Raw genomic sequence first — 14,244 nt, forward strand, 5'->3', positions numbered from 1 at the left:
GCCCGATAAGCGCGACCTTTACACAAGTTATAGAAGCTTTCGACGCGGCGGCACAGCAGCCCAAGCCTAGACAGGAACTCTCGCGGTGACCCAGGCATGACACTCGACATCACTCAGTTCTACCAGACGTTCTTCGACGAAGCGGACGAACTGCTCGCGCAGATGGAGCAGTTGCTGCTCAATCTGGATATCGCCAACCCGGACCCTGAAGACCTCGCGGCGATTTTCCGCGCGGCGCATTCGATCAAGGGTGGCGCGGCGACGTTCGGTTTTACCGCGCTGACGGAAACGACCCACATTCTTGAATCGCTGCTCGACCGCGCGCGCAATAACGAACTCGTGCTGCGCAAGGACATGATCGACACGTTCCTCGAAACCAAGGACGTGTTGTCGGGCCAGCTCGCCGATTACCGCGCGAGCGCCGAGCCGGATGCGGTGACCGCGAAGGCGATCTGCGCGAAGCTCGAACAGTTGCATCATGAAAGCCGCTTCGGCGCCGAGCCGGCCACAGCGCCGGCGGCCGCCGCACCGGTGGCAGCCGCAGCACCAGTAGAAGCACAACAAACAGCAGTACAAGGCAGCACCCCGCCGGAGCACGTCGTCGAACAGGCGGTGCAGGCGGCGGGTGAATGGATTGACGGCGAACCGGCACAGACCGGGCAAGCCGAGGGTGCCGGTGAAGGAGCCGGCCCTCATCTGGAAATTACGCTACGGGGCGTAGGTGAGAAGGACCAGGAACTGCTGGCCGAAGAGCTCGGCAACCTGGGCAACATCGTCGGGCAGGTCAAGAGCGGCGGCAATCTGACGCTGTGGCTCCAGACCGATGTGACCTCCGACGACATCATCGCTGTGTGCTGTTTCGTGATCGACGAAAGTCAGATCACGATCGGCCGCGGCACCGCACCGGCGGACGAGACGCAGCAAGGCGAACCTGGAACGCCAGACGCTGCCGATTCGACCGCGGTGCAGGCAGCACAAACGGCAGAGGCAGTACAGGCGGAGCAGGCAGCATCGTCGGCACACGTGGCCCACACCGCTGCCCCCGCCCAGGCTGTCGCCACGCACGGACTGGTCGACGCCTCGGCGTCGCAAGCGAATACCCCGGCGCCCGCTGCGGCTGCACCCGCAGCGGCGAGCAGCGCACCGGCGGCAAGCGTCGCAACAAGTGGGGCAACAAGCGCGACGGCGAACAACGCACCGGCCGATCAGGATCGCAAGGCGCGTCCGGCTGCAGCAGCAGGCGGCGCGGAAGGCAGCTCGATTCGCGTCGGGGTCGAGAAGGTCGATCAACTGATCAACCTGGTCGGCGAACTGGTGATTACGCAGGCGATGTTGGCCGAGACCACCAGCACGTTCGATCCGGCTTTGCACGATCGGCTCTTCAACGGCATGGCGCAGCTCGAGCGCAACGCGCGTGATCTGCAGGAAGCGGTGATGTCGATCCGCATGATGCCGATGGATTACGTGTTCAGCCGCTTCCCGCGTCTGGTGCGCGATCTGGCCGCGAAACTCGGTAAGGAAGTGGAGCTCGTCACCTTCGGTCAGGCGACCGAACTCGACAAGAGCCTCATCGAACGGATCATCGATCCGTTGACCCACCTCGTGCGCAACAGTCTCGACCACGGTATCGAAACCGTGGCAGCGCGGCGCGCGGCGGGCAAGGATGCGACCGGTCAGCTGGTGTTATCGGCCGCGCATCACGGCGGCAACATCGTCATCGAAGTGAGCGACGACGGCGCCGGTTTGCGCCGCGACAAGATTCTCGCGAAGGCCGCGAAGCAGGGCATGCAGGTCAGCGAAACGATGTCCGACGAAGAAGTCTGGAACCTGATTTTCCTGCCGGGCTTCTCGACGGCGGAGCAGGTCACCGACGTCTCGGGCCGCGGCGTCGGCATGGACGTGGTGAAGCGGAACATCCAGTCGATGGGTGGTCACGTGGAAATCACCTCGCATGCAGGCAAGGGCAGCACCACGCGAATCGTCCTGCCGCTCACGCTGGCGATTCTCGACGGCATGTCGGTCAAGGTCGGCAACGAGATTTTCATTCTGCCGCTGAACTTCGTGATGGAGTCGCTGCAACCGCGTGCCGAAGACATTTACACGGTGGCCAATGGCGAACGCGTGGTGCGCGTGCGCGGGGAATATCTGCCGCTCGTCGCGTTGCACGAAATATTCAACGTCGAAGACGCCAAGAAGGAACCGACGCAGGGCATCGTCACCATCATGCAAACCGAAGGGCGCCGCTTTGCGATGCTGATCGACGAGCTGGTGGGACAGCAGCAGGTGGTCGTGAAGAATCTGGAAACAAATTACCGCAAGGTGCACGGCATTTCCGCCGCAACCATTCTCGGCGACGGCAGTGTCGCGCTGATCGTGGACGTGGCGGCGCTGAATCGCGAAACGCGCCATGCACATGGCGCGATGAGTCTCGCATGACGTCCGTAATGGCATCCGTGAGGCCCGCAGTTTTCGCAACACTCACTCAATTTATTTCATCCCAACCGTTTGGGGGCTAACGTGGCAGAAGTCCAATCCATCAATTCGAGCGTTTCGAACGCAAGCGTCGCAAACGCGAACGGTACGAATGGCCGCCGCGACGCGCAGCAGGCAGACGCCGGCGGTCAGGAATTCCTCGTCTTTACGCTCGGCGCCGAAGAGTACGGCATCGACATTCTCAAAGTGCAGGAAATCCGCGGCTACGACAACGTGACGCGTATCGCCAATGCGCCTGAGTTCATCAAAGGCGTGATCAATCTGCGCGGCATCATCGTGCCGATCGTGGACATGCGTATCAAGTTCCATCTGGGCCGCGTCGAGTACGACCACCAGACCGTCGTGATCATCCTGAACGTCGCGCATCGCGTGGTCGGGATGGTGGTGGACGGCGTGTCGGACGTGCTGACGCTCGCGGCCGACCAGATCATGCCGGCGCCGGAATTCGGCGCGACGCTGACGACCGAGTACCTCACGGGTCTGGGCACCGTCGACGGCCGCATGCTGATTCTGATGGACATCGAGAAGCTGATGACCAGCCGCGAAATGGCGCTGATCGAAACGCTTAGCGCCTGAACGTCAACGCGCGTCAATGCGTGTCGACACGTGTCGATACGCGCAGTACGAAAGATAGATCGAACAGGGAGCACGAGATGCTGAGCAGGTGGTCGATTCGCACATCGTTGACGATGGTGGGGATCATTCTGGTGGCGCTGACCGTTGTGGTCGGCGCGCTTGGTCTAACCGCGCTGAATGGAGCGAGCCAGTCGCTCGACCGTATTGCGCGCGGCGATCTGGTGGCCATTCACGCGCTTGACGATGCTTCGTCGTACCTGTTGCGTTCGCGTCTCGCGGTGGACCGCTTCAACACGCTGTCGGCCGAGGGCAATGCGGACGAAGCGAAGAAAGCGATCGACCGCGCGCAGGAACTGCTGACCAAGGGCAATCAGAACTGGCAGATTTATCTCGACGCGCCGAAGAACGGCATCGATCAGGCGCTCCTCGACGACGTGGTCGCCAAGCGTACGGCGGTGATGCATGACGGCGTCGATCCGGAGTTCGCAGCGCTGAACGCGAACGACATGGCTGCTTATCACGCGATTGCCGATACGAAGATCAGCCCGATGTTCATCGCCTACGACGGCGCTGCATCGGCGGTCATCAAGGCATTGCAGCAAGGCGCGGTGGATCAGCAGGCGAGCGCGCAATCGAACATCTCGCTGATGACCACGTTGATCATCGGTATTACCGCAATCGCGCTGCTGCTGGTGGTGGGCATTCGCTTCGCGCTGCGCGGCCTGATCGTGCAGCCGCTGAACGACGCGACGGCGTGCTTCGAACGGATCGCCTCGGGCGATCTGTCCGAGACAATCGAAGTATTCAGCCGCAACGAAATCGGCCGCCTCTTCGCCGGCATCAAGCGGATGCAGGACAGCATGTCGACGATGGTGAAGGCAGTGCACAGCAGTACCGAGTCGATCGACACCGGCGCGCGTGAAATCGCCATGGGCAACACCGATCTGTCGCAACGCACCGAACAGCAGGCCGCGTCGCTTCAGGAAACCGCGTCGAGCATGGAGCAGTTGACCGGCACCGTGCGCCAGAACGCCGAGAACGCGCGCCAGGCGAGCCAGTTGGCTGTCAATGCGTCCGATATCGCGACGCGCGGCGGCGACGTGGTGAGCCAGGTCGTCACGACGATGCAAGGTATCGCGACCAGTTCGAACAAGGTCGTCGACATTATCGGCGTGATCGAAGGCATCGCATTCCAGACCAACATTCTCGCGCTGAACGCGGCGGTGGAAGCCGCGCGGGCAGGCGAACAGGGCCGTGGCTTTGCGGTGGTCGCAGGCGAAGTGCGCAGCCTCGCGCAGCGCAGCGCCAGCGCCGCGAAGGAAATCAAGGAACTGATCGGCGACTCGGTCGACAAGGTGCAAAGCGGCTCGGCGCTGGTCGGCCGCGCGGGCACCACGATGGAAGAGATCGTGCAGGCGGTGCGCCGCGTGACCGACATCATGGGCGAAATCAGCGCCGCTTCCGAAGAGCAGTCGAGCGGCATCGAACAGGTGAATCGCGCGGTCGTGCAGATGGACGAAGTGACGCAGCAGAACGCCGCGCTGGTCGAACAGGCAGCGGCAGCGGCAGCGTCGCTCGAAGAGCAGACGCGTCAGTTGCAAGCGGTGGTGAATGGATGGAAAGTGGCCGGGGGCCAGACGCGTGGCACTGCGGCCGCAGCCCTTCCGCACAATGCGGCACGCCCGAACGGCGGCAAGAGCGGCGGCCAGCACGTGCAGCCCGCCAAGGCGGCGCCGCAAACGCCCGCACACGCGGCAGCGCAACCCGCAACACATACCGCAGCACATACCGCAACACGTGCAGCATCAGCTTCGGCCACTCATGGTGCCGACACCGCGCGTGTCGAACCGGCTCTCAAACCGAAAACGGCCCGCGCCGCTTCCGAATCCGCAGTACGTCCGGCCGCAGCAGGCGCAGCGACGGCAGGATCGGACGCGGACTGGGAAACGTTCTAGGAAGCGGCACAAGGACATGCGGTCATTCGACATCTCGCTCCTTGAGGAGCGAATCATCGAAGCACGCTTACAAGGCGTGTCGCGGGCCGACCGCGTGTTAGCAGAACTCGCGGGCAGGCGCGACCCCGCGAACACAATCCCTTTCGCCAGGAGCATTCCTTTGGGCGAAAAGTCGGATGGCTCGTATTGCAGGCAGGGACTCTCATGATGGCAACGCGCGCACAGCAACGTCCGCTACCGGCACGTCCGCAAGCAGGTCCGCAACCGGCACGTCCCGAGCGGACGGAACCGGCCAGATCCGGCGAGCAAGGACGGGATTTCGAATTCACGTCGGCGGATTTCGCTCGCATTCGCGATCTGATTCATCGCGGTGCGGGTATTTCGCTGTCGGATCACAAGCGCGACATGGCGTATAGCCGTCTGGCGCGCCGGCTGCGCGCCCGTGGCCTCGAGACCTTCAAACAGTACCTCGATCTGCTCGAGGCGGGAAACGATCCGGCCGAGTGGGAAGCGTTCACCAATGCGCTGACCACCAACCTGACCGCGTTCTTCCGCGAAGCACATCACTTTCCGATTCTTGCCGACTTCGTGCCGCGCCGCGCGCAGCCGGTGTCGGTGTGGTGCTCGGCGGCTTCGACCGGTGAGGAGCCATATTCGATCGCGATGACGCTGATCGAAGCGCTCGGCGACAGCGGCGCGCGTCAGGCCACCGTGTTCGCCACCGACATCGACACGCAGGTGCTCGCGAAAGCCGAAGCCGGCATGTATCAGTTTGACCAGGTGAAGCATCTGTCGCCCGAGCGGCTCAAGCGCTTCTTCCTGAAAGGCACCGGCGCGCATGCCGGGTTGGTCAAGGTGCGCCCGGAAGTGCGCGCGATGGTGCGCTTCGAACAACTGAATCTGACCGACCGCGATTACCAGTTGCGCTCGCAGTTCGACGCGATCTTCTGCCGCAACGTGATGATCTATTTCGACAAGCCGACTCAAGCGCAGGTGCTCGCGCGCTTCGAGCCGCTGATGAAATCGGGTGGCTTGCTGTTTGCCGGGCACTCGGAAAACTTCACCTATGTGACGCAGGCGTTCAAGCTGCGTAGCCAGACTGTCTACGAACTGACGCGCGACACGGGCGCCGCACGCACGCCGGCGCGTGCCACGAGCCATGCCGGCAGCGCCACGACGAGCGGGGTGACAGCATGAGCAGCGCCTTGCCGATTGCCACCAATCTGTACTTCGACAACCACTTCAAACGCCCAGGCGTGAAGCTGTTGCCGAACGAGTTTTACACGACCGACGAAGACATGGTGCTGGTCACCGTGCTCGGTTCGTGTGTCGCGGCCTGCATCCAGGATCGCACGGCGGGCATTGGCGGCATGAACCATTTCATGCTGCCCGACGACGGCGCGGACGCCGGCCAACCCGCGTCGGATTCAATGCGCTACGGCGCATACGCGATGGAAGTGCTGATCAACGAACTGATCAAGGCGGGCGGCCGGCGCGAGCGCTTCGAAGCCAAGGTATTCGGCGGCGGCGCGGTGCTGGCCGGCATGACGACGATGAACATCGGCGACCGCAATTCCGAATTCGTGCGCCGGTATCTGGCGCTCGAAAAGATCCGCATCGTCGCGGAAGACTTGCAGGGCTCGCATCCGCGCAAGGTCGCTTTCATGCCGCGCACCGGTCAGGTGATGGTGAAGAAGCTGCGCCTGCAGCAGGAAGCGGGCGTGGCCGAGCGCGAGCAGGCGCTCATGCGGCAGAGCGCCGAAGCGCGCGCCGAGCGGCTCGCGGCGGCGCGCAAGCGGGTCGAGTTGTTTTCGACGCCGGCAGCAACACGGCCGAAGATCGAACTGTTCGGCTCGAACGCAGGTGGCGCCACAGGCACAGCGAAGCCGCGCATCGAACTGTTCGGCGTAAGCCCGCGCCCGATTAATTCAAACAACGCCAGAACTACAGAGGAGGCGTGAGCGCTATGCAAAAAATCAAAGTACTGTGCGTCGACGATTCGGCGCTGATCCGCAGCCTGATGACGGAAATCATCAACGGCCAGCCGGACATGACCGTCGTGGCGACCGCGCCCGACCCGCTGGTCGCGCGCGATCTCATCAAGCAGCACAATCCGGACGTGCTGACGCTCGACGTCGAAATGCCGCGCATGGACGGCCTCGACTTCCTCGAGAAGCTGATGCGTCTGCGGCCGATGCCGGTCGTGATGGTGTCGTCGCTGACCGAGCGCGGCAATGAAATCACGCTGCGCGCGCTGGAACTGGGCGCAGTCGACTTCGTCACCAAGCCGAAGGTCGGCATTCGCGACGGCATGCTCGACTACTCGGAAAAGCTCGCCGACAAGATTCGCGCCGCAGCCCGCGCACGAGTACGCCAGGCCGCGCCGGTACATCACGCGGCTGCCCATGCCGCGCATGCGGCCGCCGCTGCCGCGCCGCTCTTCAACAACCCGCTGCTCAGTACCGAGAAGCTGATCATCGTCGGCGCATCGACGGGTGGCACCGAAGCCATCCGCGAAGTGCTGGTACCGCTGCCGCCGGATGCGCCCGCCGTGCTGATCGCACAGCATATGCCGCCGGGTTTCACAAAATCTTTTGCGCAACGCCTTAATGGTTTGTGCCGGATTACCGTTAAAGAGGCAGAGCACGGCGAACGCGTGCTGCCGGGACATGCGTATATCGCGCCCGGCCACGCTCACCTGTTGCTGGCCCGCAGCGGCGCGAACTATATCGCGCATCTGTCGGACGAGCCGCCGGTGAACCGGCACCGCCCGTCGGTGGATGTGCTGTTCCGTTCGGCCGCGCAGCACGCGGGCAAGAATGCGGTCGGCGTGATCCTGACCGGCATGGGGCGCGACGGCGCCGCCGGGCTGCTGGACATGAAAAAAGCGGGGGCATACACCCTCGCGCAGGACGAAGCGAGCTGTATCGTGTTCGGCATGCCGCGCGAAGCCATTGCGCTCGGCGCGGCGGACGAAATTGCATCGCTGCCGGAAATGAGCCGTCGCGTGATGGCGCGTCTGTCGTCGATGGGTGAACGCGTACAGCGGGTATGATGCGCGCCGGTTGGATTGAACTGGCGGTCATGCGCCGCATCATGGATCAAGCAAAGGGAATGAAATGGATAAGGCAATGAAGATTCTGATAGTTGACGACTTTCCGACGATGCGCCGGATCGTTCGCAACCTGCTCAAAGAGCTCGGCTACTCCAACGTCGACGAGGCGGAAGATGGTCAGGCCGGCCTCTCGCGTTTGCGCGGCGGTACGTATGACTTCGTGATCTCCGACTGGAACATGCCGAATCTCGACGGTCTGGCCATGCTCAAGGAAATCCGTGCCGACGCCCACCTGACGCATCTGCCGGTGCTGATGGTGACGGCCGAGTCGAAGAAGGAAAACATCATCGCGGCGGCTCAGGCCGGCGCGAGCGGTTATGTCGTCAAGCCGTTCACGGCCGCGACGCTCGACGAGAAGCTCAACAAGATTCTCGAGAAGATGGCTAAAGCCGGGAGCTGATGTGAATCTGCCGACCAACGCGCAAAGCGCGGATGCGGTGAACGAGACCGGCGACTTCGCGTCCGACCGTATCCTCGCCCGTATCGGACAACTGACACGCACGCTGCGCGACTCGATGCGCGAGCTTGGGCTCGACAAGCATGTCGAGCGTGCGGCGGAAGCCGTACCCGATGCTCGCGATCGCCTGAAGTACATCGCGACCATGACCGAGCAGGCAGCCGAGCGCGTGCTGTCCTCGATCGACGTCGCCAAGCCGATCCAGACGCAATTGCAGCAGGACGCAGGCGAGCTCGACGCGCGCTGGGAGCAGTGGTATGCGGCTCCGATCGAGCGCGAAGAAGTGCGCGCGTTGATGAACGACACGCGGACCTTTTTGCGCGGCGTGCCCGAGGCGACGAGCGCGACCAACGCGCAGCTGATGGAGATCATGCTCGCGCAGGACTTCCAGGATCTGACCGGCCAGGTCATCAAGAAGATTACGGATGTCGTGTACCTGATCGAGCAGCAGCTGCTCGGCGTGCTGGTCGAGAACATCGCGCTCGAGCGGCGCGAGCAGTTCGCGGCGAATGCGGCAGCGCTGGCAGCCGAGCCGTCGTCCACCGGCAGCCCCGAACATCTGCTGAACGGTCCGCAGATCAATCCGGAAGGCAAGGCGGATGTGATGCAGGATCAGTCGCAAGTCGACGATCTGCTGGCGAGCCTCGGCTTCTGAGCTGCTGCTCGCCCGCAAGGGCGCGAGGCCGAACTGGCGTGTGCAGCAAGCCGCGTTCCCGCGTGCGCTTGCTGTTTGCCGACGCAAACCACAGGCATACTACGAGCTCAAGCAGCGGCACGGTGTGCCGGTGAGAAACAGTCACCGGTCGGTGGCACGGTGAGGCATCCCTTCAGAGTGCGACCGCAGCGATGCCGTATGATCTGCATAGATGCGGCCGGTTCGCGCGACGTGCGAGCCGAGCAGCGGCAGCTCGGGAGGAGCCTTGTCATGTGGAGTCGTGTACGTCGCGCCGGATTCGTTATGGCGCTAGCATTACCCTGTTCGCTGCCAACCGTGCAGTCCGCGTATGCGGCACTGGGCGGCGCCCCAATGACACCCCCTACGGATGCATCGGTTTCTTCCCGCACCGTGCAAGCCGGCACCAGTTCGGCAACGGCGGCTCAAAGCGTGATGCGTTCCGCATCCAGCGCCGCCTCTTCCACCTCAGCTCCCGCGTCCTACACCGTGCGTGAAACTACGCTCGGCAACGGCACGGCGGTGCATGAATACCTCGCCGCGGATGGTTCGGTCTTCGGTATCGCCTGGCGTGGTCCGCAAATGCCAGATCTCAACGATCTGCTGGGCAGCTATTTCCCGCAGTACGTCGCCGGCGTAAAAGCCGCCCGCGCGGCGCGCGGAGGTGCTCGTGGCCCCGTTGCGGTCGACCAGAGCAGCCTCGTGGTCCGCTCCGGCGGTCACATGGGCGCGTTCAACGGTCAGGCCTGGTTGCCGCCGGCGTTGCCCGCCGGCGTCAGCGGTTCCGACATCAAGTAAGGCCGAGGACGAACGATGCGAACCATGCAAAGTCATATTGCTGGGAAGTTCAGGGGCTGGATGCAGGCCGTCGTGGCCGTGGCGCTGGTGTCGGTGGTGGCCGCCTGCGGCGGTGGCGGCAGCAGTTCCAGTAACAATTCGTCGACCACGCTGAACGGCGGCTCGCTGCCGGCCAGCCCGACCCAGCAACCGATCGACCCGAATGCGGCGGCCAACAAGGCCAATACCGTGCCGATCACGGTCGGGCGCGGGGTGAACGGCGTCATCAATATTCCGACGGTTAGTGTGACCGTTTGCCCGCCGGGTACGACAACTAATTGTCAGGTTATCAACAACATCCAGGTCGATACCGGTTCGTTTGGGCTGCGTCTGGTCAGCTCGGTGGTGAATACCGCGTCGCTGCCGATCAGTACTTTGACCAGCGGCGCGCAACTCGGGGAATGCGCAACTTTCGCCGACGGCTACACGTGGGGCACCGTGCGCACCGCGACCGTACAGATCGGCGGCGAGACGACGAGCAGAGCCATCCCGATACAGATCATCGGCGATCCGGCCGCGGGTACAGTGCCGGCGAAGGGCTGCGGTAGCGGCTCGGCTGAAAACACGGTTAGCGATCTCGGCGCCAACGGTATTCTCGGCATCGGCACGGCGCTCACCGATTGCGGCACAACCTGCTCGACCGCGTCAACCGCAAACACCTACAGCAATTACTTCACGTGTTCGGGCGGCACGTGTAACCGCGCCACGGTGCCTCTCAACCAGCAGGTCGCCAATCCGGTCGCCAACTTCGCGACCGACAATAACGGCGTGATCGTGCAGATGCCGCCGGTGCCCGATACCGGCGCGACATCGGCCACCGGCACGCTGGTATTCGGCATCGGCACGCAGTCGAACAATGTGCCGCCGCCCACCATGCAGACCTTCACCACCAAAGGCAACGGTGACCTGAACAACAGCGTCTATAACGGCACGACCGTGCAGGCGTTCTTCGATTCGGGGTCGAACGCGTACTTCTTCGCCGACAGCTCGCTCGCGCAGTGCCCCAGCAATTACGCCGGGTTCTATTGCCCGTCGTCCGCGCAAACCCGGTCGATCACGCTGGGCGGCGAGAGCAGCACGAGAGCGAGCGTCAGCATCGGCATCCTGAGCGCGTCGACGCTGTTCGGCAACAGCAGCAACTATGCGTTCAACGATCTCGCCGGGCAGATCGGCAGCAGCAGCTTCGATCTCGGTTTGCCGTTCTTTTATGGCCGTCACATGTACTACGGCTTCGATAACGGCAGTCAGGCGCCTTACGTCGGCTTTTGAGGTGATGACTGAAGGGTGACAAGCGGGTGGGCACCCGCGCGAAGCCGCGTGGGTGCCCGGTTGCCTGTAGCCGGCGTCCCAGCAACCATGCTTAGCCCGCCGGCCCTGGTGAGCCGCCCGTAGCCGGCTGTCGGTAAACAGCAGCCCTTGGCCTTTCAATCCGTAGCCGACGCCCATCGCTGGGGCGGCCGCACCGGCAAGCCGCGCCGCTTGCCGGCTGTTCCATCCCTCGAAATACCCCCCTTTCTCCGCCCTTATCCGCCGATCGTCGCTTGCGTCGACCGGGAATAATCGCTCTCACTGGAAAGAGGCGCCGTGCCTCAGCCGACTGGAGAGCGTTTGTGGCAGAGGATAGCGACCTCGAAAAAACCGAATCAGCCACTCCCCGGCGCCTGCAAAAGGCGCGCGAGGAAGGGCAGATCGTGCGTTCGCGGGAGTTGTCGACGTTTGCGCTGCTGGCAGCGGGATTCTTCGGTGTATGGGGCATGTCCAGCAGCATCGGCGAGCATTTGCAGGGCATGCTGCGGACGGCTTTCACGTTCGACCATGCCACGGCGTTCGAAACCCGCCGCATGATGATCGGCGCGGGCGCCGCGAGCCGCGAAGGCCTGTATGCGCTACTGCCGGTTCTGGCCTTCACCGGCGCCGCCGCTCTGCTCGCGCCGATGGCGCTGGGCGGCTGGCAGCTGTCGTCGAAAGGACTCGAGCCCAAGTTCAACCGGCTCAATCCGATCGAAGGACTCGGCAAGATCTTCTCGATCAACGGACCGATCCAGCTCGGCATGTCGCTCGCGAAGACGCTCGTGGTGGGCATCATCGGCGGCACGGCGATCTGGAATCGCCGCGAGGAAATTCTTGCGCTGGCCACTCAGCCGGTGCAACTGGCGCTTGCCAACACCGTGCATCTGGTCGCGGTGTGCTGCGGCATGACAGTGGCGGGCATGTTCGTCGTGGCCGCGCTCGATGTGCCGTATCAACTCTGGCAGTTCCACAAGAAACTGCGCATGACGAAGGAAGAAGTGAAGCGCGAACATCGCGAAAGCGAAGGCGATCCGCACGTCAAAGGCCGGATTCGCCAGCAACAGCGCGCCATTGCGCGCCGTCGCATGATGACCCACGTGCCGAAGGCCGATGTAGTGGTGACCAACCCGACGCACTTCGCGGTCGCGCTGCAGTACACCGACGGCGAGATGCGCGCACCGAAGGTGGTCGCCAAGGGCGTGAACCTGGTGGCCGCGCGGATTCGCGAGATCGCCGCCGAAAACAACGTGCCGCTGCTGGAAGCGCCGCCGCTCGCGCGTGCGCTGTATCACAACGTCGAACTGAACCGCGAGATTCCGGGGCCGCTCTATGGCGCGGTCGCCGAAGTGCTCGCGTGGGTGTATCAGTTGCGGCGTTTCAATACCGAAGGCGGCGTCGCGCCGGTCGCACCGACCGACTTCGACGTGCCGGCGGACCTCGACCACGGCGGCATATCGGACGACGAGGCCGAGCAGGAAGCCGCCGACACGCTTAACCCCGCTAACGACGACACTTCAGGAGCCTCCGCATGAACGCTCGCGCCGGATTCCTGTCCCGACGGCCGGATGCCTTGAGCGGCACCAATTTGCGCGCCCTCGCCGGGCCGGTGCTGATCTGCATGATCCTCGGCATGATGATTCTGCCGTTGCCGCCGTTTCTGCTGGATCTGCTGTTCACCTTCAACATCGCGCTTTCCGTGATGGTGCTGCTCGTCAGCATGTACACGATGAAGCCGCTCGACTTCGCCGCTTTCCCAAGCGTGCTGCTGTTCTCGACCTTGCTGCGTCTGTCGCTGAACGTGGCGTCCACGCGGGTTGTGCTGCTCGAAGGCCACACCGGCCCGGACGCGGCCGGTCAGGTGATCGAATCGTTCGGCCACTTCCTCGTGGGCGGCAACTTCGCGGTCGGTATCGTCGTCTTTATCATCCTGATGGTCATCAACTTCATGGTGATCACCAAGGGCGCGGGGCGGATCGCGGAAGTGTCCGCGCGCTTCACGCTCGACGCGATGCCCGGCAAGCAGATGGCGATCGACGCCGACCTGAACGCGGGCCTCATCAATGAAGAGCAGGCCCGCAAGCGCCGCCTGGAGGTCTCCCAGGAAGCCGAGTTCTACGGCTCGATGGACGGCGCGAGCAAGTTCGTGCGCGGCGATGCGATCGCCGGTTTGCTGATCATGGTGATCAACATCATCGGCGGGCTGATCGTCGGGATGGTTCAGCACAACATGGACTTCGCGTCCGCGGGCAAGAACTACACGCTGCTGACCATCGGTGACGGCCTTGTCGCGCAGATTCCGTCGCTCGTGATTTCGACGGCGGCCGGTGTGATCGTCTCGCGCGTCGCGACCAACGAAGACATCGGCACGCAACTGACCGGCCAGCTCTTCACGAATCCGCGCGTGCTGGTGATCACAGGCTGCATTCTGGTGTTGATGGGCCTGATTCCGGGCATGCCGCATTTCGCGTTTCTGATTCTCGGCGGTGGCTTGATCCAGCTTGGTCGCACGATGAAAAAGCGCAGCGAGGATCGCAAGAACAGCGCGACGCTCGTCGACGTCGCACCGGCCGCGATGGCCCCGGTGGAAAACACCGAAGCCAGCTGGGACGACGTGACGATGATCGACACGCTCGGTCTCGAAGTGGGCTACCGGCTGATTCCGCTCGTCGACAAGAACTCGGATGGCGAACTGCTCAAGCGGATCAAGAGCATCCGCAAGAAGTTCGCGCAGGAAATCGGCTTTCTGCCGCCGGTGATCCATATCCGCGACAACCTCGAATTGCGGCCGAATGGCTATCGAATTGCGCTCAAGGGCGTCGAAGTGGGCGTCGGCGAAGCGTATCCGGGG

Annotated in this window: 12 protein-coding genes; all 12 read left to right on the forward strand. The window is 63.4% G+C overall.

Going from position 1 to position 14,244, the window contains the following annotated elements:
* Window positions 1-96 precede the first annotated feature (96 nt).
* Window positions 97-2,436 (forward strand): chemotaxis protein CheA, encoded by a 2,340-nt coding sequence (cheA, locus tag VFE81_RS02930; RefSeq protein WP_325043154.1) that lies wholly within the window; start codon window positions 97-99, stop codon window positions 2,434-2,436.
* An 81-nt stretch (window positions 2,437-2,517) separates the two neighbouring features.
* Window positions 2,518-3,069, forward strand: coding sequence for a chemotaxis protein CheW (gene cheW / locus VFE81_RS02935; RefSeq protein ID WP_325043155.1), 552 nt, complete (start codon window positions 2,518-2,520; stop codon window positions 3,067-3,069).
* Between the two features lie 77 nt (window positions 3,070-3,146).
* Entirely contained in the window at window positions 3,147-5,024 is a 1,878-nt protein-coding gene (locus VFE81_RS02940) for a methyl-accepting chemotaxis protein (protein ID WP_325043156.1), read from the forward strand.
* A 204-nt stretch (window positions 5,025-5,228) separates the two neighbouring features.
* Window positions 5,229-6,221: a CheR family methyltransferase gene (locus VFE81_RS02945; RefSeq protein WP_325043157.1), complete on the forward strand. Its 993-nt coding sequence runs from the start codon at window positions 5,229-5,231 to the stop codon at window positions 6,219-6,221.
* Window positions 6,218-6,985 carry a chemoreceptor glutamine deamidase CheD gene (gene cheD / locus VFE81_RS02950; RefSeq protein WP_325043158.1) on the forward strand — a complete coding sequence of 256 codons (768 nt, stop codon included), beginning with the start codon at window positions 6,218-6,220 and terminating at the stop codon, window positions 6,983-6,985. The genes VFE81_RS02945 and cheD overlap by 4 nt, the downstream gene beginning before the upstream one ends.
* 5 nt (window positions 6,986-6,990) lie before the next feature.
* On the forward strand, window positions 6,991-8,079 hold the full coding sequence (locus tag VFE81_RS02955) for a chemotaxis response regulator protein-glutamate methylesterase (RefSeq protein ID WP_325043159.1): 1,089 nt from the start codon (window positions 6,991-6,993) through the stop codon (window positions 8,077-8,079).
* Between the two features lie 64 nt (window positions 8,080-8,143).
* A complete protein-coding gene (cheY, locus tag VFE81_RS02960) occupies window positions 8,144-8,539 on the forward strand; it encodes a chemotaxis response regulator CheY (protein ID WP_325043160.1) in 396 nt (131 codons plus the stop codon).
* A gap of 1 nt (window position 8,540) precedes the next feature.
* Window positions 8,541-9,251, forward strand: coding sequence for a protein phosphatase CheZ (gene cheZ / locus VFE81_RS02965; protein WP_325043161.1), 711 nt, complete (start codon window positions 8,541-8,543; stop codon window positions 9,249-9,251).
* Window positions 9,252-9,521: 270 nt separating this feature from the next.
* On the forward strand, window positions 9,522-10,067 hold the full coding sequence (locus VFE81_RS02970) for a DUF2844 domain-containing protein (RefSeq protein ID WP_325043162.1): 546 nt from the start codon (window positions 9,522-9,524) through the stop codon (window positions 10,065-10,067).
* Window positions 10,068-10,082: 15 nt separating this feature from the next.
* A complete protein-coding gene (locus VFE81_RS02975; protein ID WP_325043163.1) occupies window positions 10,083-11,375 on the forward strand; it encodes a DUF3443 domain-containing protein in 1,293 nt (430 codons plus the stop codon).
* A gap of 341 nt (window positions 11,376-11,716) precedes the next feature.
* Window positions 11,717-12,928, forward strand: coding sequence for a flagellar biosynthesis protein FlhB (gene flhB, locus VFE81_RS02980; RefSeq protein WP_325043164.1), 1,212 nt, complete (start codon window positions 11,717-11,719; stop codon window positions 12,926-12,928).
* Window positions 12,925-14,244, forward strand: a 1,320-nt coding sequence (locus tag VFE81_RS02985; RefSeq protein ID WP_325043165.1) for a flagellar biosynthesis protein FlhA, incomplete at its 3' end; no start/stop codon positions are given. The genes flhB and VFE81_RS02985, both read left to right, overlap by 4 nt.

The sequence above is a fragment of the Paraburkholderia sp. genome, assembly GCF_035656215.1.
Lineage (GTDB): Bacteria > Pseudomonadota > Gammaproteobacteria > Burkholderiales > Burkholderiaceae > Paraburkholderia.